Source organism: Faecalibacterium sp. Marseille-Q4896, assembly GCF_017377615.1.
GTDB lineage: Bacteria > Bacillota > Clostridia > Oscillospirales > Ruminococcaceae > Faecalibacterium > Faecalibacterium taiwanense.
This window is the reverse complement of record NZ_JAFREG010000002.1, coordinates 270,164-290,367: the sequence shown is the minus strand read 5'-3', so window position 1 is coordinate 290,367 and position 20,204 is coordinate 270,164. Positions and strand designations below refer to the sequence as shown.

The 20,204-nt window shown below is 60.3% G+C and carries 18 protein-coding genes and 1 tRNA gene; 11 read left to right on the top strand and 8 right to left on the bottom strand.

The window, feature by feature from the left end; all coding sequences use genetic code 11:
* Window positions 1-2 precede the first annotated feature (2 nt).
* The 6 genes from J3348_RS05275 (at window position 3) to J3348_RS05250 (ending at window position 10,295) form a co-directional block, all read left to right on the top strand.
* The gene (locus tag J3348_RS05275; protein ID WP_097780808.1) at window positions 3-683 is read left to right on the top strand and encodes an ATP-dependent Clp protease proteolytic subunit; all 681 of its coding nucleotides are present in this window, start codon (window positions 3-5) and stop codon (window positions 681-683) included.
* A gap of 102 nt (window positions 684-785) precedes the next feature.
* Window positions 786-3,713: a DNA translocase FtsK gene (locus J3348_RS05270; protein WP_207698505.1), complete on the top strand. Its 2,928-nt coding sequence runs from the start codon at window positions 786-788 to the stop codon at window positions 3,711-3,713.
* 50 nt (window positions 3,714-3,763) lie between these two features.
* A complete protein-coding gene (locus J3348_RS05265) occupies window positions 3,764-5,830 on the top strand; it encodes a YgiQ family radical SAM protein (RefSeq protein ID WP_207698504.1) in 2,067 nt (688 codons plus the stop codon).
* Window positions 5,803-6,951, top strand: a complete 1,149-nt coding sequence (locus J3348_RS05260; RefSeq protein WP_207698503.1) for an MBL fold metallo-hydrolase — start codon at window positions 5,803-5,805, stop codon at window positions 6,949-6,951. The genes J3348_RS05265 and J3348_RS05260 overlap by 28 nt, the downstream gene beginning before the upstream one ends.
* 232 nt (window positions 6,952-7,183) lie before the next feature.
* A complete protein-coding gene (locus tag J3348_RS05255) occupies window positions 7,184-7,870 on the top strand; it encodes a methionine synthase (RefSeq protein ID WP_207698502.1) in 687 nt (228 codons plus the stop codon).
* Window positions 7,857-10,295, top strand: a complete 2,439-nt coding sequence (locus tag J3348_RS05250) for a homocysteine S-methyltransferase family protein (RefSeq protein ID WP_207698501.1) — start codon at window positions 7,857-7,859, stop codon at window positions 10,293-10,295. Before J3348_RS05255 ends, J3348_RS05250 begins: the two co-directional genes overlap by 14 nt.
* A gap of 612 nt (window positions 10,296-10,907) precedes the next feature.
* On the opposite strand, the gene J3348_RS05245 is transcribed toward J3348_RS05250, so the two are convergent.
* The gene (locus J3348_RS05245; protein ID WP_207698500.1) at window positions 10,908-11,456 is read right to left on the bottom strand and encodes a phosphatase PAP2 family protein; all 549 of its coding nucleotides are present in this window, start codon (window positions 11,454-11,456) and stop codon (window positions 10,908-10,910) included.
* Window positions 11,457-11,669: 213 nt separating this feature from the next.
* Window positions 11,670-12,629, bottom strand: a complete 960-nt coding sequence (locus J3348_RS05240; protein ID WP_005942875.1) for a carbohydrate kinase — start codon at window positions 12,627-12,629, stop codon at window positions 11,670-11,672.
* A gap of 205 nt (window positions 12,630-12,834) precedes the next feature.
* Here J3348_RS05240 and J3348_RS05235 point away from each other — a divergent pair, with 205 nt between their 5' ends.
* On the top strand, window positions 12,835-14,136 hold the full coding sequence (locus J3348_RS05235) for an MATE family efflux transporter (RefSeq protein WP_207698499.1): 1,302 nt from the start codon (window positions 12,835-12,837) through the stop codon (window positions 14,134-14,136).
* A 3-nt stretch (window positions 14,137-14,139) separates the two neighbouring features.
* Here the strand turns inward: J3348_RS05235 and J3348_RS05230 are convergent, their stop codons facing one another.
* Window positions 14,140-14,985, bottom strand: a complete 846-nt coding sequence (locus J3348_RS05230; RefSeq protein ID WP_207698498.1) for an AraC family transcriptional regulator — start codon at window positions 14,983-14,985, stop codon at window positions 14,140-14,142.
* Between the two features lie 124 nt (window positions 14,986-15,109).
* Between J3348_RS05230 and ugpC the strand changes: the two genes are divergently transcribed.
* The gene (gene ugpC / locus J3348_RS05225) at window positions 15,110-16,225 is read left to right on the top strand and encodes a sn-glycerol-3-phosphate ABC transporter ATP-binding protein UgpC (RefSeq protein WP_005942864.1); all 1,116 of its coding nucleotides are present in this window, start codon (window positions 15,110-15,112) and stop codon (window positions 16,223-16,225) included.
* Between the two features lie 116 nt (window positions 16,226-16,341).
* On the opposite strand, the gene J3348_RS05220 is transcribed toward ugpC, so the two are convergent.
* The 4 genes from J3348_RS05220 to J3348_RS05205 are packed head-to-tail and all read right to left on the bottom strand — an operon-like array spanning window position 16,342 to window position 18,849.
* A complete protein-coding gene (locus J3348_RS05220; RefSeq protein WP_207698497.1) occupies window positions 16,342-17,241 on the bottom strand; it encodes a LysR family transcriptional regulator in 900 nt (299 codons plus the stop codon).
* 12 nt (window positions 17,242-17,253) lie between these two features.
* The gene (gene tsaA / locus J3348_RS05215) at window positions 17,254-17,952 is read right to left on the bottom strand and encodes a tRNA (N6-threonylcarbamoyladenosine(37)-N6)-methyltransferase TrmO (RefSeq protein ID WP_154259416.1); all 699 of its coding nucleotides are present in this window, start codon (window positions 17,950-17,952) and stop codon (window positions 17,254-17,256) included.
* Window positions 17,953-17,964: 12 nt separating this feature from the next.
* Complete coding sequence (locus tag J3348_RS05210) at window positions 17,965-18,183, bottom strand: hypothetical protein (RefSeq protein ID WP_005942855.1); 219 nt, start codon at window positions 18,181-18,183, stop codon at window positions 17,965-17,967.
* A 48-nt stretch (window positions 18,184-18,231) separates the two neighbouring features.
* A complete protein-coding gene (locus J3348_RS05205) occupies window positions 18,232-18,849 on the bottom strand; it encodes a LexA family transcriptional regulator (RefSeq protein WP_207698496.1) in 618 nt (205 codons plus the stop codon).
* Between the two features lie 196 nt (window positions 18,850-19,045).
* Here J3348_RS05205 and J3348_RS14185 point away from each other — a divergent pair, with 196 nt between their 5' ends.
* Both J3348_RS14185 and J3348_RS05195 read left to right on the top strand, forming a co-directional pair.
* Entirely contained in the window at window positions 19,046-19,408 is a 363-nt protein-coding gene (locus J3348_RS14185; protein ID WP_005942847.1) for a helix-turn-helix transcriptional regulator, read from the top strand.
* Entirely contained in the window at window positions 19,380-19,616 is a 237-nt protein-coding gene (locus J3348_RS05195; RefSeq protein WP_005942844.1) for a hypothetical protein, read from the top strand. Before J3348_RS14185 ends, J3348_RS05195 begins: the two co-directional genes overlap by 29 nt.
* A 55-nt stretch (window positions 19,617-19,671) precedes the next feature.
* On the opposite strand, the gene J3348_RS05190 is transcribed toward J3348_RS05195, so the two are convergent.
* Window positions 19,672-19,839: a FeoB-associated Cys-rich membrane protein gene (locus J3348_RS05190; RefSeq protein ID WP_044953787.1), complete on the bottom strand. Its 168-nt coding sequence runs from the start codon at window positions 19,837-19,839 to the stop codon at window positions 19,672-19,674.
* Between the two features lie 179 nt (window positions 19,840-20,018).
* Between J3348_RS05190 and J3348_RS05185 the strand changes: the two genes are divergently transcribed.
* A tRNA-Val gene (locus J3348_RS05185) sits at window positions 20,019-20,095 on the top strand.
* The last annotated feature ends 109 nt before the right edge of the window (window positions 20,096-20,204 follow it).

Below are 20,204 nucleotides of genomic sequence, written 5' to 3'. Positions count from 1 at the left end.
ATATGAACGATGAAACGCAGCTGACCGACGCGCGTCGGCTGGAAAAAGAAGAGATCGAGGATTTGGGCACGGTCACGCTGGCCCGCGGGGAGCATGTGATCCACTGCCTGACCGTCATCGGCCAGATCGAAGGCCATTCGGAAGCGCCGCAGGGCCAGAAGACCACGAAGTATGAGCATGTCATCCCGCAGCTGGTGGCTGCGCAGGAAGATCCTCGCATCGAAGGTCTGCTGGTGTTGCTGAACACGGTAGGTGGTGATGTGGAAGCGGGCCTTGCGCTGGCGGAGCTGATCGCCAGCGTGTCCAAACCCAGTGCAACGCTTGTGCTGGGCGGCGGGCACTCCATCGGTATCCCGCTGGCGGTGAGCGCCCGGCGCAGCTTCATCGTGCCCACAGCCACCATGACCGTGCACCCGGTGCGGCATTCCGGTGTCATTCTGGGGGTGCCGCAGACCATGCGCAGCTTTGAGCAGATGCAGCAGCGCATCACCGGCTTCGTAGCGGCCCACAGCGGCATGACCGAAAAACGCTACACCGACCTGATGCTCCACACCGGCGAGCTGGTGATGGACATGGGCACCGTGCTGGATGGACGCCGGGCCGTGAAGGAAAAGCTCATTGATGAGCTGGGCGGGCTTTCGGATGCGCTGGCGTGGCTGTATAAAGAGATTGAACGCAAATGAAGGCCGATTTTGTACAACAATAGGTTTGCCATTTTCTTCCCTGCGTGGTACAATAATAAAATCAAATAGTGTGTCTACTACAAACGCGGGGAACAAAGAAACATGGCAACAAAAAAACGTAAAACGACAACACGGCGCGCAGCATCGCGCAAAAAACGCGCAGAACAGCGGCTTCCGGCAGGGCTTGGCACCCTGTTTGCAGGCCTTTTGCTGGTGGTGCTGGCCTTTGTGGAGGGAGATTCGGCATGGAAGGCCCTGCACGATGTGCTGTTCGGACTTTTTGGCTGCGGCAGCTTTGTGCTGGGCGCGGCAGTGTGCTGCCTTGCTGTGCAGTATACCCGGGGCGAAGACCTTCTGCCCAAGATCTTCAAGCTGGTTCTGGGGCTGGTGTTTGCCTGCGGCACGGTGATCGTTTTTTCCGATATCCAGCCGCAGGGCATGTCGGCATTCCAGATGACAGCTGCCTGCTACGCAAACGGCGTGAATGCATGGATCGGCGGCGGTGCGCTGGGTGCACTGCTGGGCGGCAGCCTGCTGCTGCTGTGCGGACGGCCTGCGGCAACCCTTATCATGATCGTGCTGGCACTGTGTGTCAGCCTGTACATTTTTGATCTGACCCCGGCAGAGGTGTGGCAATGGCTGTGCGCTGCGTTTGGCGGCGTGCACGCAAAGGGTGCGGCTATGGCGCAGCAGAGCGCAGCCCGCCGCGCTGAACGTGCCGCTGCCCGCGCGGCAGAAGCCGAGGCCGAGGAAGACTACGACGAAGCAGAAGATGAATACCGGGATGAGGAAGATGCCGAAGAGGAGATGGAAACTCCGGCTTTCCGCATCGGTGTGCCGGACTGGCTGAACGGCATCCGCCACTGGGGCCACAAGGTGACCGAAGAGATGGAGGCGGAGGAGCCGGAGGCCGCCCCGCAGCCGGAGCTGTCCGCAGATACTTCCGGCCAGCCGCTTGCCCAGCCGGAGCCTGCCGCCCCGGCCATCACGCCGGTGCAGGTACGGGTATCCCGGCCCCGGGCTTCCTTTGACGTAGACCTTGGCCCCGACCACACTGAGGTGAAGGAGGGCGGCAGCGAACCCATCGAGCCGCTCATCGTGGGCCCGGGCGGCACCTTTGGGCAGAACCCGCTGCGCCCGGCCCCCAGACCTGCCCCGCAGCCCATCGTACAGGACGCAGTGGAGACCGATGCATCCGATTTCTTTGCAAAGGCTGCACAGCCGGTGCAGCCTGCGGCAGCGGAAAGCTTTGATACTCCGGTCATGACCCCGGCAATGCCGACGGCCCAGCCGGAAAGCCCGGCAGCGGCAGTCACGCCGGAGATGCCCGCCGTGCCCATCCAGCCCGCAGTCCCGGCGGCACCCGCCCGGGTGAGCGCCGAAAACGCCGTTGCCATGCGCGGCACACCCGACGAGGACGGCTGGATCAGCATTACCAGCGAACCGGTGGAGGAAAAGGATATCAGCACGCTGGTGGCAGCGGCAATGGAAAAGCCTGCCGCTTCTGAGCAGGCCGCGGCAGCGGCCCCTGTGGACGAGACCGAACCGGTGGATACTTATCAGTACCAGTATCCGCCCATTGAGCTGTTTGAAAAATCGCAGGACGAGACCGACCCCGGCGCGCAGGAAGAGCTGAAAGCCAACGCCCAGAAGCTGGTGGATACGCTGGAAAGCTTTGGCGTGCGCACCCGTGTGCTGGATATCTCCCGGGGCCCCTCCGTTACCCGGTACGAGGTGCAGCCCATGGCGGGTGTCAAGATCAGCCGCATCACCTCGCTGGCAGACGATATCGCCCTGAACCTTGCGGTGGCGGACGTGCGTATGGAGGCACCCATCCCCGGCAAGCCTGCCGTGGGCATTGAGGTGCCCAACCACAAAAAGACCCCGGTGTATATCCGCAGCGTGTTCGAGAGTCAGAGCTTTTTGCGAATGACCTCACCTCTGGGCATTGCGCTTGGTAAGGACATTGCCGGTGTGGCACAGGTGGCAGACCTGTGCAAGATGCCCCATCTGCTCATTGCAGGCAGCACCGGCAGCGGTAAATCCGTGTGTGTGAACAGCATCATCATGAGCCTGCTGTTCCGCTCCAGCCCGGAGGACGTGAAGCTGCTGCTGATCGACCCCAAGGTGGTGGAGCTGGCCGAGTACAACGGTATTCCTCACCTGCTGATGCCGGTGGTCACCGAGCCGAAAAAGGCCGCAGGTGCCCTTGGCAGTGCGGTGCAGGAGATGGAGCGCCGCTATCATCTGTTTGCAGAGAACAATGTGCGCGACATCAAGTCTTTCAACAAGCTGGCCGCAGAACGGCCTGATCTGGAAAAGATGCCCTACATCGCCATTATCATCGACGAGCTGGCCGATCTGATGATGGTGGTGGGCAAGGATGTGGAGGACTCCATCTGCCGCATCGCCCAGAAGGCCCGCGCCGCCGGTATGCACCTGATCGTAGCCACCCAGCGCCCCAGCGTGGACGTGATCACCGGCCTGATCAAGGCCAACATCCCCAGCCGCATCGCATTTGCAGTGTCCAGTCAGGTGGACAGCCGCACGATTCTGGACGGCTCCGGTGCCGAAAAGCTGCTGGGCATGGGTGATATGCTGTTCATGCCCGTGGGTGCGCCCAAGCCTACCCGTATTCAGGGCACTTTCGTGCGGGATGAGGAGATCAGCCGTGTGCTGGACTTCATCAAGCAGAGCGGCACCGTGCAGTATGACGAAGCCATGATCGAAGCCATGGAAAAGCACGCCATTCAGGATGGCAAGAAGGGCAGCGGCGGCGCGGACTCCGACGAGGATCCCGATACCGACCCGATGTTCAAGCAGGCCGTGGAGGTGGTCATCGATGCCGGTCAGGCCTCCACCAGCCTGCTGCAGCGCCGCTGTAAGCTGGGCTACGCCCGCGCGGCCCGTATCATGGACGAGATGGAACAAAAAGGCATCATCGGACCCTACGAGGGTGCCAAGCCCCGCGCTGTGCTTATCAGCCGCCAGCAGTGGCTGGAAATGCAGATGAACCAACCGGAGGAATAAAAATAAAAGAGCACTCGCCCGTGTTCAACCAAGAATGAGGATATTAGCAAATGGACAACTCTTCCCCTAAGATCTACACCGAATTTCTTCCCATCAGCCGGGCCGATATGGAGGCCCGCGGGTGGGAGCAGCTGGACTTTGTGGTGGTGGGCGGCGATGCCTATGTGGACCACCCCAGCTTTGGCACTGCCATCATCAGCCGTCTGCTGGAAGCCGAGGGCTATAAGATCGGCGTGCTGGCCCAGCCACGCTACACCGACTGCGAGGACTTCAAGCGGTTCGGCAAGCCGAAGTACGGCTTCTTCATCGGCGGCGGCAACGTGGACAGCATGGTTAGCCACTATTCCGTGGCAAAGATCCCCCGCGCCGAGGACGAATACTCCCCCGGCGGCAAGGGCGGCGCACGCCCGGACCGCAGCGCCACCGTGTACACCCGCCTTGCCAAGCAGGCCTATCCCGACCTTCCGGTGATTCTGGGCGGTCTGGAGGCGTCCCTGCGCCGCTTTGCCCACTATGACTACTGGCTGGACACCGTTCTGCCCAGCATCGCCGAGGATTCCGGCGCGGACATCATCAGCTTTGGCATGGGCGAGCACCAGACCGTGGAGATCGCCCGCCGCCTTGCCGCCGGGGAGCCGGTGGAGAGCATCACGGACGTGGACGGCACCTGTTACATGACCGACTTCGACCATCTGCCCGAGCGCTACGTGGAGTGCGCAGGCTTTAAAAAGGTGGCGTCGGATAAGACGGCGTATGCCAAGGCCTGCCGCATCCAGATGGACAATCAGGATGTGGTCAGCGGCCAGATCATCGTGCAGAAGCAGAGCGAAAAGTATCTGGTGCAGAACATCCCCGCAAAGCCGCTGGTGCGCGGGGAGCTGGATAAGGTCTACGCCCTGCCCTACACCCGCCGTTACCACCCCATCTACGAGAGCATGGGCGGCGTGCCCGCCATCCGTGAGGTGCAGTTCTCCATCATCCAGAACCGCGGCTGCTTTGGCGGCTGCAACTTCTGCGCCATCCAGCTGCATCAGGGGCGGCGTGTCACCAGCCGCAGCGCGGACAGCATCGTGGCAGAAGCCGAGCGCATGACCCACGAGCCGGATTTCAAGGGCTACATCCACGATGTGGGCGGCCCCACCGCAAACTTCCGCTTTCCCTCCTGCCGGGAGCAGATGCTGCGGGGCATGTGCACCGGCGGCAAGCACTGTCTTGCCCCCACCACCTGCTCCCACATGATCGTGGACCACAGCGACTACCTGAAGATCCTGCGCCGGGTGCGGGAGCTGCCGGGCGTGAAAAAGGTGTTCATCCGCAGCGGTATCCGGTTCGACTACCTGATGGCCGACCCGGACGACACCTTCTTCAAGGAACTGGTAGAGTACCATGTGTCCGGCCAGCTGAAGGTGGCTCCGGAGCACTGTGCTCCCAACACGCTGGCCTACATGGGCAAGCCGCCCATCGAGACCTTCAACAAGTTCAAGGATAAATTCTATGAGCTGAGCAAAAAGGCCGGCAAAAAGCAGTATCTGGTGCCCTATCTGATGTCCAGTCACCCGGGCAGCACCCTCAAGGATGCGGTCTATCTGGCAGAATATCTTTACAAAAACCACATGCGCCCGGAACAGGTGCAGGATTTTTACCCCACCCCCGGCACTGTGAGCACCTGCATGTTCTACACCGGCCTTGACCCCTACACCCTGAAGCCGGTGTTTGTGGAAAAGACCCCCGAGGGCAAGGCGCTGCAGCGGGCGCTGCTGCAATACTACGAGCCTCGCAACGCCGAGAAGGTAGTCAAGGCGCTGAAGATGACCCACCGGGAGGACCTAATCCCCCTGCTGGTGCCCGCCGTAGGCCGCCGCGCCGTGCAGCGCTCTGCCCGCCGGGCCGAAGCCGCCGATGTGACGATCCACAATGACGGCACCTATACGGTGCGCCCGAACCAGAAGGGCCATAACGGCAAGCCTGCCCACGGCCAGAGCCGTGCCGCTGCACCGACAGGCCGTGCGCCCAGCCCCGGCGCACGCTTTGCGCCCCATTCGGCACCCGCGCGCAAGCCAAAAAACGATCAACAGAAAGAGAACACAACGTGGAAAACTGGAAAGAAGAAAAAGTAAACGCGCCTAAGAAAGGCCTGTGGCAGCGCCTTGCTGCGCTGGCCGCTGCCGCCGCACTGGTGCTGAGCCTTGCGGGCTGCAGCGGGCTGCCGTCCGTCCCGGGCGGAAGCGCCGATGTAGTGCCGAACCCATCCGCTTCTGCTGCGGCGGCTGTGGATACGGTGGACGCACCCTTGGAGGTGCATTTCATCGATGTGGGTCAGGCGCTGAGCGTGCTGGTGGAATGTGACGGACAGTTCATGCTCTACGACGGCGGCAATGTGGACGACGGCAGTCTCATCGTCTCTTACCTGCAGAGTCAGGGGGTGGAACAGCTGGAATATGTGTTCTGCTCCCACGCACACGAGGATCATGTAGGCGGCTTGGCTGCCGCACTGGCCTACTTCCCGGCGTACCATGTGTACAGCCCGGTGGCCGATGCCTCCACCAAGTGCTTTCAGGATTTTGTCAAGTACACCCAACAGCAGGGCCTGCAGGTAGAGGTGCCCGCCGTGGGCACGATGTGGCCGCTGGGCGGCGCTACCGTGACCATGCTTGGCCCGGTGGCACAGTACAGCGACACCAACGATACCTCCCTCGTGCTGCGCATCGACTACGGCTCCACCAGCTTCCTGCTGACCGGCGACATGGAAAAGACGGCGGAGACCGACCTTGTGAACAGCGGTGCCAACCTCAGGGCCGATGTTCTTCAGGTGGGCCACCACGGTTCCAGCACCTCCACCAGCTACCTCTTCCTGAATGCGGTGCTGCCGGAAATGGGAGTCATCTCCTGCGGTGTGAACAACAAGTACGGCCACCCCCACGAGGAGACCCTGAGCATCCTGCGGGACGCCGGGGTGGATGTCTACCGCACCGACCTGCAGGGCACCATCACTATTGGTTCCGACGGCCAGAACTACACCGTGGGCACCGAGCACTTTGCGGCAGATTCCGCGCTGAACCCCACCGACCCGGCGGCATCCAGCACGGCCCAGCAGGCGTACATTGGCAATGTGAACAGCAAAAAGTTCCATCTGCCTACCTGCCCGAACCTGCCGGCAGAGAAGAACCAGATCCTCTTCTCCAGCTATCAGGAAGCCGTGGAAGCAGGCTATACGCCCTGTTCCAGCTGCATCAAATAAAGAACGAACTCCCCCAGTCTGCTTCACAGACAGCCCCCTCTGGGATGGGGCCTTTGGCAAAACCGAAAAGCTTACCTTTTCGACAGAGGCTCCCTCCTTGAGGGAGCTGGCACGGCGTGAGCTGTGACTGAGGGAGTTTTCTTTTATCCGCCGCTCTGCGGGATTGATAAAATCCCACAGGTGCGGTATACTTAAGACCACTTTATTTCAAAAAAGCAAGGAGGTGCGGCGGATGATCGGTGCACCGCAGCCGCTGGTGCTGGCAAAACCGGCGGCGATCGATATAGCACAGGCAGCGCGGTATTTCGGGGCCAGAGGGGAACCGGACGACCGCACCATGACCCTGTTGGAAACATGCGCCATGCCGCTGCTGGCGGCGGCAACGCCCCGGGCGGTCTGGCTGGAAGCGGACACGGCTGCCCTTGCCGAAGCAGGCATCCTGCGGGGTGGGGATGTGATGAAGCATCTGGAAAACTGTCCGCAGGCGGTGCTGCTGGCTGTGACGCTGGGCCCCGGCGTGGATGCACAGATCCGCCGTGCCGGTGTGGGAGATATCGCGGCGGGCGTTGCGTCCGACGCACTGGGCAGCGCGCTGGCCGAGCAGGCCGCAGACGCAGCCGAAGCAGAGCTGCGCCAGTGGGCCGCAAAAGAGGGAAAGTATTTGACCGGGCGGTTTTCGCCCGGCTACGGTGACTGGGATATTGCAGTACAGCCGCTGGTGGCAAACGCGCTGGATACGGTGCGCCGGGCGGGCCTGTGTGTGACCGATACCAACCTGATGACCCCGCGCAAGAGCGTGACGGCCATTCTGGGGGTCAGCGGCCACCCGGTAAAGGGAAAACTGGCCGGGTGCGGCCACTGCGTGCTGCGCACCCGGTGTGAGTATAGAAAGAGGGGAAAGACCTGTGCAAGCGAGTGAACTTTTCAAGCAGAGCAATACCGTCCTGCTGGACGGCGGCATGGGCACCATGCTGCAGGCTTCGGGCCTGAAGCTGGGTGCAAAGCCGGAGGAGCTGAACATCACGAACCCGGAGCTGATCGAGAGCATCCATGCCAAGTATGCCGCTGCGGGCAGCCGCATCGTCAACGCCAACACCTTTGGCGCATCGGCCCACAAGCTGGCGGGCAGCGCCTACAGTCTGGAAGAAATCATTGCGGCGGGCATCGCCAACTGCAAGCGCGCCTGTGCGCCCTACGGTGCCCTGACCGCGCTGGATGTCGGCCCGCTGGGAGAACTGCTGGAACCCAGCGGAACGCTGGCCTTTGAGGATGCAGTGAGCGAGTACGCCCGCATCGTCCGGGCAGGCGCTGCCGCCGGGGCCGACCTCATTTTTTTTGAGACCTTTACCGATCTGTACGAGCTGAAAGCCGCTCTGCTGGCCGCAAAGGAAAACAGCGGCCTGCCTATCTTAGCCAGCATGAGCTTTGAAGCCGGCGGGCGCACCTTTACCGGCTGCACGGTGGAAAGCTTCGGCGTGACCGCCCGTGGCCTGGGTGCCAACGCGGTGGGCATCAACTGCTCACTGGGCCCCAAGGAGATCTTCCCCATGGCAAAGCGTCTGGCAGAGGCTGTGCCCGGCGACTTTCCGGTGTTCGTCAAGCCCAATGCGGGCCTGCCCCGGGCCGACGGCAGCGGCTACGATATCACCCCGCAGCTCTTCGCTATGGAAATGAAGCCCTACCGGGATCTGCATCTGTTCGCGGCGGGCGGCTGCTGCGGCACCACGCCGGAGTTCATCAAGCTGCTGAACAGCGTTTTTGCAGGCTGCGTACCCGGCCGTCCGGCCCACAAAATGCCCTCGGTGCTCTGCACGCCGGTGGACTTTGTCAATGTGGACGGCATCACGGTGGTGGGTGAGCGCATCAACCCCACAGGCAAAAAGCGCTTCCAGCAGGCACTGCGGGAAGAGGATATGAACTACGTTCTGGAGCAGGCGGTCAGTCAGGTGGAAGCCGGTGCTCAGGTGCTGGACGTGAACGTGGGCGCACCCGGGGTGGACGAGCCTGCCCTGATGCCCAAGGTGGTCAAGGCCCTGCAGAGCGTCACCAGCCTGCCGCTGCAGCTGGATTCCTCCAATGTGCAGGCACTGGAAAACGGCCTGCGCGTTTATAACGGCAAGCCCATCGTCAACTCTACCAACGGCGAGCAGGAAAAGCTGGACGCGATCCTGCCCCTGTGCAAAAAGTACGGTGCGGCCATCGTGGGCCTTGCCATCGATGAGCGGGGCATCCTGCCCGCCGCCGAGGACCGGGTGGCCATTGCCCGCCGCATCACGGAGGCGGCCCTTGCCGTCGGCATCCCGCGGGAGGACATCTACATCGACTGCCTGACCCTGACCGCCAGCGCCCAGCAGAAGGACGTTCTGGCCACCGTGCAGGCGTTGGAAGCCTGCAAAAAAGAGCTGGGGGTGCGCACCATTCTGGGCGTGTCCAACATCAGCTTTGGCCTGCCCTGCCGCCCGTACCTGAACACCACCTTCCTCACCATGGCGATGTATGCGGGCCTTGACCTCGCCATTATGAACCCTTCCAGCGAGGAGATGATGGCGGCGGTGTATGCTTACAACGTGCTGACCAACCGCGACCAGCAGAGCACCAAGTACATTGAGCGGTATGCCGACCATGTGCCTGCATCCGCAGCCATCCGGCAGGCCGCGCAGACGGTGCCTGCGGCTTCGGCATCCGCATCCGGTGAGAGCGCAGAGCTTACCGGCCCTTACGCTCCGCTGATGAAGGCGGTGGAAAAGGGCCTGAAGGGCGATGCCGCCGCCCAGACCAAGGCACTGCTGGCCGAAAAGCAGCCGCTGGAAGTGGTGGACGAAGCACTGATCCCGGCGCTGGACATCGTGGGTGCCAAGTACGAGAAGGGCACGCTGTTCCTGCCGCAGTTGCTGCAGGCCGCAAGTGCGGCCCAGAGCGCCTTTGAGGAGATCAAGAACGTCATTGCCCAGAAGGGCGAGGGCAGCGCCAGCAAGGGCCGCATCGTGCTGGCCACCGTCAAGGGCGATGTGCACGACATCGGCAAGAACATCGTCAAGGTGATTCTGGAAAACTACGGCTTTGAGGTGATCGACCTGGGCCGTGATGTGCCGGTGGAGACGGTGGTGAACACTGTGCGGGAAAAGAATGTGCATCTGGTGGGCCTTTCCGCCCTGATGACCACTACCCTCAAGAGCATGGAGGAAACCATTGCCGCCCTGCACGAAGCGGGCTTGGACTGCAAGATCATGGTGGGCGGTGCGGTGCTCACGCCGGAATATGCCGAGAAGATCGGCGCGGACTGGTACGCCAAGGATGCCAAGCGCAGCGCGGACATCGCCAAGGAATTTTTCGGGGCGCAGTAAAAGCATGAATGCAGGCCAGTAGGAAGCTTTCTCCGCGAACAGCCCGGGACTCCAGTCCCGCCCCAACGCTTATGCGCGGAGCCTCCTTTGAAAACACCTGAAAATCTATTTGCAAATTGTTCAAAAACTCCACAAAGAAATGCCACGATTGTCTGGTAGTATAAGGGTGCAGTCAGGGAGATGCAAAGACATCTCCCCAAAGCCGACAAGGGCTTTCACCTGCGGGGGCTGGTGCATCTGGCACAGCCCAGCAGGTACTTATTAAAACACTGTCCCCCGCCTATGCCAGGCAATCGCCAACGACGGCGGACAGACTACCAAATCCCTCCTGATCCGCCGCAAAGTTCGGGAGTTCTCATACCGCAGCCAGCACCGCTTTATCCTCCTTTCCACGGTGCTGGCTGCTTTTGTTTTTACCTGAATGCAAGAGAACGATTGGGAATAGCCGCCGCGTGCGCTTTGGCTGTTTTAGCGGAAATTCTATTATAATTCGTTGAGCCTTGGAAAAATCTGCGGATTTTTCCGAGGCTCTTTTTCACGAATAGGATCGAAGCGATATACTTCATCTGAATGTAAAAAGCAAAGCGAGAACGAGTGCGAGACGAAATTGGTTTATACAGTTCGTTTTACTTCACTGCGTTTCGCCCATTTGTTGCTGATCTTATCTGCCAGCAGGGAGCCGCAGGCCCCCAATGCAAGGCCCAGTGCTACGCCGCCCAGAATGTCGGTGGGAAAATGCACATACAGGTACATCCGCGTGAAGCCGATGAACCCGGCCAGCACAAGAGCCGGGACGCCGAGCCTGCGGTTCTGCAGCCAGAGCGCAAAGGCAGCGGCAAAGGCGGAGGATGTGTGTCCGGAAGGGAAGGACCAGCCATGGGGCCGGGCCACCAGCGTGAGCATCTCCGGCCGGAGGTCGCAGGGGCGCGGGCGTGCGAACAGCGGCTTTAAGGCGCAGTGGCCCGCCAGCATATAAAGGCCCAGCGCCAGCGCCATGGCCAGCCCGGCCCGGCGGGTGCGCCGGAACGCCAGCAGCACCGCCGTGAAGGCGATCCAGATCTCGCCGCGGGCACCGGCCTGATCGAAAAACACCGCCAGTGCATCCAGCACCGGACAGCGCAGAGCCTGCAAGGCATCCAGAAGGGTAAATTCAAAGGGCATGGATAAAGCCTCCCTGCTTGTTGTTCTTGCCCTTATGGTAACATGGAACCGGGCAGAGAATAAGAACAAGGCTTGTACAAAGGATAAACAAATCTTAAACCGGCAGAAAAGATGCCGGAAAAAGGACAAAATTGGAATATAGCGACACAATACTACAAATTGTAAATAGAAAAGAAGCCCTGCGGTTCTGTGACGTAGGGCATATTGTATGCTTTACTGCATCTGGTCAAGGGTGGGGTAGCTGTCGATGGCACCGTGCTGCTGCACGCTGATGCCGCAGAACTGGTTGGAAAAGGCAAGGTATTCGTTCAGCTTTGTTTTGCTGAGCTTTGCCAGTTTTTCCAGTGTCACGCCGTCACGTTCCAGCTGCCACAAAAACGAGCCGATGAAGCCGTCGCCTGCGCCGGTGGTGTCCACAGCCCGGACTTTCCGGCAGGGGGCAAAGCCATGGGCGGTGCGGGTGTAGGCGTGGGCACCGCTGCTGCCGCAGGTGTAGACCACCAGCTGCACATCGCCCACAAGCAGCTGCGGCAGGGCGGATTCAATGTCCGTAGTGCCGGTGAGAAATTCCAGCTCTTCATCCGAAATTTTGAGGATGTTGGAAAGCGGCAGGAACTGCAGCACGGTCCCGCGCAGCATGTCGCGGTCCGGCCAGAGGGGGAAGCGCAGGTTCGGGTCAAAGCTGACGATAGCACCAGCTTCGCGTGCGGCGGCAATGGCCGCAAGGTGGGCGTAGCGCATGGGGCTGTCCACCAGCGAGACACTGCAGTAGTGCAGGGCAAAGGCATCGGCGAACCATGCAGGGTCGATCTGCTCCGGAGAATAGAGCAGGTCCGCCGAGGGTTTGCGGTAGAAGCTGAAGGTGCGGCTGCCGTCCTCTTCCAGACTGACGAAGGCAAGGGCCGTGTTGGCCTTATCGGTAAAGGCCAGATGGGAAAGGTCGATGCCGCAGGCTTCCAATTCCCGGGCGATCTTGTGGCCGAAGGGGTCGTCGCCCAGCTGGCTCAGAAAAGCACTTTTGCCGCCCAGCCGGGCAAAGGCGGCGCACACGTTGGCCGGTGCGCCGCCAGTGCGCGGGCTGAACGAGGAAACCTCGTCAAAAGAACAGCCCACCCTGGACGGGATCATATCGATGAGTGCTTCGCCAATGGAAAACAGTGTGCTGCCGGACATAGAGAACCTCCCAAATTAAGATGCTGGTAATAAAAGACTTCCCCCGGCGAGGGGGATGATTTTGTGACCGCTCCCAGTGTAAGGGCCAGAGCCCGGGCTGTCAATGCTTTTTTGCGCGGTACAGGGCGTTTTTGTGTTGACTTGCATTTTGGGGTGTGCTAAAATATGCCGGTATGCGTAAAAAATGCCATGAAAGGGAACTTGTATGAACCTGACAAAACAGTTCTTTAAATATGTATCACAGAATATCTTCGGCCTGCTGGGCACCTCGTGCTACATTCTGGCCGATACCTATTTCATCTCGCAGGCGGCGGGTACCGACGGCGTGACCCTGCTCAACCTCTGCCTGCCGGTCTACAACTTCATCTTTGCCGTCGGCTCCATGGTCGGCCTTGGCGCGGCCACCCGCTACGCCATCCTCAAGGCGCAGGGAGACGAGCGCTGCCAGCGCTATTTTTCCAATGCCATCTTCTGCGCCTGTGTGCTCAGCGTGCCGTTCCTGCTGGTGGGCATTTTTGCGCCCGGCGGCCTTCTGCGGCTGATGGGCGGTGACGCGGGGATCATGGCGCTGGGCATCCCGTATGCCCGTATCTTCCTTATGTTCACGCCCTTCTTCATGTGCAACTATATCGTGTCGGCCTTTGTGCGCAACGACGGCGACCCCTCCCTTGCCATGGTGGCTACCCTGAGCAGCAGCCTGTTCAATGTGGTGTTCGACTATATTTTCATGTTTCCCATGGGTCTGGGGCTGGCCGGTGCGGCGCTGGCCACCGCCGTGTCTCCCATCATCAGCATTTCCATCTGCAGCCGCCACTTCTTTAAAAAGAAGAACGGCGTGCAGTTCGTGCGCCAGCGCCCCTCGGCAAGGCTGCTGGGCCAGAGCTGCCAGCTTGGCATTTCCGGCTTTGTGGGTGAGATGTCCTCCGGCGTTACCACCACCGTATTCAACTTCCTGCTGCTGGGTCTGGCGGGCAATGTGGCGGTGGCGGCCTATGGCGTGGTGGCGAACTTTGCGCTGGTGGCAACGGCCATCTTCAACGGCGTAGCACAGGGTGCACAGCCGCTGGTGAGCGAGTGCTACGGAAAAAGCGACAAGGCCGGTGCCAGAAAGCTGCTCATCCTGGGCAGCTGCACCGCACTGGTGCTGGCAGCGGTGCTGTACGGCATCATCTTTGGTGCTACCGATGCGCTGGTGGGCGTGTTCAACAGCGAGAACTCCACCCAGATGGCGCAGTTTGCCCACATGGGCATGCGGCTGTACTTTGTGGGCTACTTCTTTGCCGGGTTCAACATCGTGGCGGCGGGCTACCTGAGCGCGACCAACCGCCCGGTGGAAGCCTCCGTCACCTCCATCTGCCGCGGCATGGTGGCCATCGTGGTCTGCTCGCTGGTGCTGAGCCGCCTGTTTGGCATGAATGGTGTGTGGGCAGCGTTCCCGGCATCGGAACTGCTCACCGCAGTGCTGACCCTGTTTTTGCTGCTGCGCGGTAAAAAGCAGACCGCATAGCCTTTAAATATAAAGCTCCTGTTCGCGCAGAGATTCCTCGGGCGAAAGCCCACTCTGCGCGGCGTGACCGGCCATTGCCCGCCACTGTGCGGGGGATTGGCCGGTTTCTTTTTTGAACACCCGGCACAGGTAGTTGGCACCGGAAAAGCCGCACAGGCTGGCTACCACGTCCAGTGTGTACTCCCGGTGGAGCAGCAGCCGCTGGGCTGCTTCAACGCGCACCGTGGTGAGGTATTTGCCCGGCGGCACGCCAATGGCTGCGGTAAAGGTGCGCACCAGATGGCTCTTGGACACGCCCAGCCGTTCGCTCAGCTCCTCCACGCCGTAAAGGCCCGCGTAGTTTGCGCGGATGTCCTCAATGGCGGCCTGCACCAGCGGCGGCAGGGCGGACGCGGCACTGTCGGCGTCAGAAAGCTCACACAGCAGTGCGTAGGCCAACTGGCTGCGGGCACGGCTGTGGGCGGTCTTTTCCTCAGCAAGGCGGTCCATCAGTTCGGCAGCGGCCGGGCAGGAACCGCCCTTGGCAAGGAAGGGCAGTTCGTGCAGCCCGGCCAGAAACTGGGAAGCCGCCTGCCCGGTAAGCTGGACGCAGAGCAGATGGCAGATGCTTTCCGGCACAAGGGCCAGCGGGGCACGGCTCAGGATCAGGTGCCCGGCAGGCACGGACTGCGGCGGCAAAATGAGCGCTGCACCCAGCGGCAGCGGCCCGGCAGCAGGTACGGATGCAGAGCACTGGCCGCTGGACACAAGGCACACCCACAGTCCTTCGCCGGAGAGGGTGAGGGGGGCAGACAGCTGCAGATCCTGCACGGAAGCGGGAAAAGCGATGGTGTTCCAGTCAAAAAGCAATATCTGACACCTCTAATCAATAAAATGCTATTTTATATCACAAAATTATCTGTTATTATAGTACCAACGAATGAACACGCCGTCAAGAGCGTGAGAACCTTAAAAATTATGGAGGCAAACGACTATGGCTTCGATCAGCTGCCAGCACATCTATAAGATCTATCCGGGTGCTACCGCTCCCGCTGTTACCGACTTTAACCTGGAGATCCAGGATAAGGAATTCATCATCTTCGTCGGCCCCTCTGGCTGCGGCAAGTCCACCACCCTGCGCATGATCGCCGGTCTGGAGGAGATCTCCAAGGGCGAAATGTACATCGGTGGCCGTCTGATCAACGACGTTCCCCCGAAGGATCGTGATATCGCAATGGTGTTCCAGAGCTACGCTCTGTACCCCCACATGACCGTTTACAAGAACATCGCTTTCGGTCTGGAACTGCGCAAGACCCCGAAGGACGAGATCGACAAGCGCGTGCACGAGGCTGCTAAGATCCTGGAGATCGAGCACCTGCTGGACCGCAAGCCCAAGGCTCTGTCCGGTGGTCAGCGTCAGCGTGTTGCTCTGGGCCGTGCAATGGTTCGTAACCCGGCAGTCTTCCTGCTGGACGAGCCTCTGTCCAACCTGGATGCTAAGCTGCGTACCAGCATGCGCACCGAGATCATCAAGCTGCACAAGAAGCTGGCTACCACCTTCATCTACGTTACCCACGACCAGACCGAGGCTATGACCATGGGCGACCGTATCGTGGTTATGAAGGACGGCATCATCCAGCAGGTCGATACCCCGCAGAACCTGTACGATATGCCTTGCAACATGTTCGTTGCTGGCTTCATCGGCAGCCCCCAGATGAACTTCCTGGACGGCACCCTGATCAAGAAGGGGGAGCTGTACGGTGTTGATCTGGGCGGCGACGTGATCCCCCTGCCCAAGGAGAAGACCGCAGACGGCAAGCTGGATGCTTACGTCGGCAAGAAGATCAAGATGGGCGTCCGTCCCGAGGACATCGACGACGAGCCCGAGTTTATGGCAAAGCACGCTGACTGCCAGCTGGATACTCAGGTGGACGTCTCCGAAATGATGGGCGCTGAGATCTACCTGTATCTGGAGTACAAGGGCAACAAGATGACCGCTCGTGTGGCTCCCACCTCCAAGGCACGCAACGGAGACACCGTCCGCGTTGCATTCGATCCCCACAAGGTCCACCTGTTCGACATCGAGACCGAGCTGACCATCCTGAACTAATATTTAGCGACGATCATTTTTGATCCTCCTATCATAAGAAAAACCGCCGAAGGAAAGCCTTCGGCGGTTTTTCGTTTGTGTGTTCAGCTTTGCGCTTCAATGGACCCGTGCTCTTTTCATTTGCTGGCAGTGCTGGGCGCGGGCTGGCGCACCAGCTCGATAAAGGCTTTCATCTGAGGGGTCAGCCATTTGTCACGGTGATAAAACAGCTGACGATGCATCTCCACGGTGCAGTCCGGCACATTCAGCCGGGCAAGACGACCTGCGGCCAGCGCCGGACGCACGATGTACTCCGGCAGGAAGGAAAGACCCATGCCCTGCTCCACCATCTGGCACAGCAGCGCAGCGCTGCCCAGCTCCAGATAAGGGTGGATGGCAAGGCCGCGGGCGGCAAGGCACTGATCCAAAGCGTCGCGGTAGCTCATGCCGCGCTCAGTGAGCAGAAATTCCTGCCGGGGCAGCTCTTCCAGCGTAACGGTTTCCTGCCCGGCAAGCGGGTGAGCGGACGGTGCAATAAAACACACCGGCTCCGGCACATCCGCCGCAAGCACCAGATTGGGCTGCAGCAGGGGCTGGTCCAGCGTATAGGCTAGATCGATCTGATTTGTGCCCAGCATCTGCAGCATTCCGTCGGCAGTGGCGGTGCACAGCACCAGCTCCACCTGCGGGCACAGGGCGTGGTAGCGTTTGAGCAGACCGGGCAGGAAGGTGGAGCACACCGAATCCGCCAGAGCGATGCGCAGACTGCCGCTGATCTGCCGGGCGGGCTGCAGGGCAGCCTGCGCCTGCTGGGCCGTGGCCAGCAGGGTGCGTGCATAGCCCAAAAAGGTCTGGCCCGCATCGGTGAGCCGCACGGTCTTGCCCACGCGGTCGAACAGCGGTGCGCCCAGCTCTGCTTCCAGCTGTGCAATCTGGGAGGACACCGCCGACTGGGAATAGCCCAGCTGCCGCGCAGTGCGGGAAAAGCTGTGCAGCTCGGCGATGTGCAAAAAGGTATTGATGTTCCGCAGTTCCATAAACGCTTCCTCTCAGCGGCGGGCGATGCCGGTCACGGTGAGCATCTCGCCATCCACGGTAAAATGCACCTCTACCGGGCCGAACTCCATGCCGTACACCCGCTGCGGGTCGTGCTGGTAGGAGGGGCGCGGGTCACCTGCCAGTACGCCGGTCAGGGCGGCGCGGTCGGCCTGCGGCACCTGTGCCAGCAGTTCGGGCGGGAACTGTACCTGCAGACGGTGGAACTGGGTCTGGCCGGTAAAGCCCTCGGCGGCATCCGGGTGGCAGTCGGCATAGGGGATGTAAGGCTTGATGTCGTAGATGGGGGTGCCATCCATCAGGTCGGCACCACGCACGATGAGCACCGGGCCAACGTCCGGCCGGTGCTCGATGCCTTCCAGACGCACGCTGGAAAGGCCCAAAGGATTGGGGCGGAACGGCGACCGGGTGGCGAACACGCCCATGCGGGTGTTGCCGCCCAGACGCGGCGGGCGTACAGTGGGGGACCAGCTGTCCCGCACCGCGCCGGAGAACTGCCACACCAGCCAGATGTGACTGAAATCTTCCAGACCGCGCACGGCATCGGCATTGCGGTATTCGGGCGTAAAGATCACCTCGCCGCGCAGCTCGTCCACAAGGCCGCTCTGGCGCGGGATGCCGAACTTGGTGGGAAAGGCAGTATGGATATGGGCAATGACCTTCAGGGTCATCTCTTCAGGTGCAGTGGGCATGGCGAACTCCTTTTAATAGATCTTTTTCAGGGGGCATTCCGGCGGGATGCTGTACCGTGCCCGGAATGCGTCCAGTTCCTGAGGCGTGCGAATGAGCTGAACGTCCTCAAAATGGCCATCCGGGGAGATGAAACCGGCCACCTGCTCCCCGGTGCAGATGCTGCACCGCAGTGCAGGCTGCTGGGTGGCGGGGTCGTAAGAACGGGCAGGCTTTTTGCGGGAGAAAAACATGAGAAGCCTCCTTCTTTTATGAAACGTGCCTGAAAGACTGCAGGCGGCTCACAGCCCCCGGCACAGGCCGACAGCGCGGCCCTCAATGTGCAGCTCTTCCAACTGCAGGCCGGTAAAGATCATGGGTGGGCAGACGGCGGCATTGTCCGCAAGCAGCATCACAGCATCACCCTGCCGGTGGAAGTGCTTGAGGGTGGCCTCGCCGCCAATGCGCACTGCGGCGATCTCGCCCTGCTCCACCTCCGGCTGGCAGCGAATGCATACGATGTCGCCGTCGCAGATGGTGGGAGACATGCTGTCACCGTGGCAGGTCAGGGCAAAGTCGGCGCGCCACGCGGCGGGAACGCCGATATAGCGTTCAATGTTCTGCTCTGCCGTGATAGGAGTGCCGCAGGCAATGGAACCGATCAGCGGGACCTGCGTCATGGCAGGCAGCGGCTCAAAGCCCGGCGGCGGACAGGGTGTGTCCAGCCCAAGCAGATAGGCAGGGGTGGTCTCCAACGCGGCTGCCAGCTCTTCCACCTTGGACTGCGGCAGGTCGTTGATGCCTTTTTCCAGCTTGGTAATGGAGGATTTGGACCGATAGCCCATGCGCTGGGCAAGCTCTTCCTGCGAAAGGCCCAGTTCTTTGCGGCGCAGATGCAGACGGGTAGAAAACTCAGACATGCGAAACCTCTCTAAAAAAACGTATGGTTGTTCCGTAAAAAGAATGCTGTTACCAGAAGTATACCAAAAAATTGCATTAAAATCAACTTTTTTCTGCGAATTTGCAAAAATGGGTTGACACTGAATCAATGCAGGAATATACTACAACTAAAGATTGTGGAACGGCATTGCCGATACGAAAAAAGGAGAGCGGAATATGGCAAATACTGAAATGATTCGGGATTATATTCGCGCCAGTGGGTACAAGATGCAGTATGTGGCACGAGCCTTGAAGATCAGCCCCAATGCACTGAACCTGAAACTGCAGGGGCGCACACAGTTCAAGCTGAGCGAAGCAGAACGGCTGAGCGCGGTGCTTGGTCTGAGCATGTACGAGCGGGATCTCTGCTTTTTTGAAGAGCAGAACCGCCGCGAAGTGCTGGCACGCCGCGCGGATGAAAAGAGGAGGGCAGAACATGACAAGCGAGCAGAGAAATCAGACGCGGCTGGCACTGTACCGGTATGGGATGCGGCAGCGTGCACGAAGCCCGGTGGAGCGCAGCTGGTGCGCCGCCATTGAGGAGGGCCTTGCCTATTACCGGAAAAACGACCCGCTGCGTGCGGATCTGTTCGAGCTGCGCTATGTACAGCACCGCACGGAGGACGATGTGATCGATCAGCTGCACATCGGCCGTACTACTTACCAGAAAGCCCATCAGGACCTGCTGAGCACCATTGCCGTGTACGCGGCAGAGCGCGGGGTGTTTTACCGCGAGACGGAAAGCTGAAAGCAGAATGCCCCCGGACGCTGCCAGCAGGCAATGTCCGGGGGCATTTTTGAACTCAGGCTTTTTTGTTCGGGTCCTGTTTTTCGCAGTGGCTGTGGCAGGATGCACAGTTGCCGCCGCAGCCCTCGCCCTTCCAGCCGCCCTGCTTGGAGATCCACACAACGGCCAGTGCAAACAGAACGATCAGAACGATCAGCGTAATGATTCCACGAAGTGTCAGCATTTTTTGTACCTCTTTTCCCGGTGGGAAAGTTTCTGTGTTCAGTATACACGATTTGGCATCAAAGGGCAACCGGAAAGCGGATACAAAAAGTGTGATTTTTTTAAAATTAGGGCTTGCATTTTGGCAAAGGCCGTGCTATAATAGTCACGTTCCAGTTCGGAACGCACAAAACAAAATATGGAGGATTAGCTCAGCTGGTTAGAGCACCTGCATCACACGCAGGGGGTCTGGGGTTCGAGTCCCTAATTCTCCACCAAACGTAAGGCCGTTTACCTGAAAAAAGGTAAGCGGCTTTTTCTTGTATCTACGTGCTTTTTGATACGAAAAAGTGAAACGAATTCACTTTTGCATATTGATAATGAAAC

Bases quoted from the DNA above. Each gene is read 5' to 3' on its own strand.
- J3348_RS05205 (WP_207698496.1), bottom strand. From the start codon at position 18,849: ATGTCTGAGTTTTCTACCCGTCTGCATCTGCGCCGCAAAGAACTGGGC.
- J3348_RS05255 (WP_207698502.1), top strand. From the start codon at position 7,184: ATGATCGGTGCACCGCAGCCGCTGGTGCTGGCAAAACCGGCGGCGATC.
- tsaA (WP_154259416.1), bottom strand. From the start codon at position 17,952: ATGCCCACTGCACCTGAAGAGATGACCCTGAAGGTCATTGCCCATATC.
- ugpC (WP_005942864.1), top strand. From the start codon at position 15,110: ATGGCTTCGATCAGCTGCCAGCACATCTATAAGATCTATCCGGGTGCT.
- J3348_RS05190 (WP_044953787.1), bottom strand. From the start codon at position 19,839: ATGCTGACACTTCGTGGAATCATTACGCTGATCGTTCTGATCGTTCTG.
- J3348_RS14185 (WP_005942847.1), top strand. From the start codon at position 19,046: ATGGCAAATACTGAAATGATTCGGGATTATATTCGCGCCAGTGGGTAC.
- J3348_RS05240 (WP_005942875.1), bottom strand. From the start codon at position 12,629: ATGTCCGGCAGCACACTGTTTTCCATTGGCGAAGCACTCATCGATATG.
- J3348_RS05245 (WP_207698500.1), bottom strand. From the start codon at position 11,456: ATGCCCTTTGAATTTACCCTTCTGGATGCCTTGCAGGCTCTGCGCTGT.
- J3348_RS05220 (WP_207698497.1), bottom strand. From the start codon at position 17,241: ATGGAACTGCGGAACATCAATACCTTTTTGCACATCGCCGAGCTGCAC.
- J3348_RS05265 (WP_207698504.1), top strand. From the start codon at position 3,764: ATGGACAACTCTTCCCCTAAGATCTACACCGAATTTCTTCCCATCAGC.
- J3348_RS05235 (WP_207698499.1), top strand. From the start codon at position 12,835: ATGAACCTGACAAAACAGTTCTTTAAATATGTATCACAGAATATCTTC.
- J3348_RS05210 (WP_005942855.1), bottom strand. From the start codon at position 18,183: ATGTTTTTCTCCCGCAAAAAGCCTGCCCGTTCTTACGACCCCGCCACC.
- J3348_RS05270 (WP_207698505.1), top strand. From the start codon at position 786: ATGGCAACAAAAAAACGTAAAACGACAACACGGCGCGCAGCATCGCGC.
- J3348_RS05275 (WP_097780808.1), top strand. From the start codon at position 3: ATGAACGATGAAACGCAGCTGACCGACGCGCGTCGGCTGGAAAAAGAA.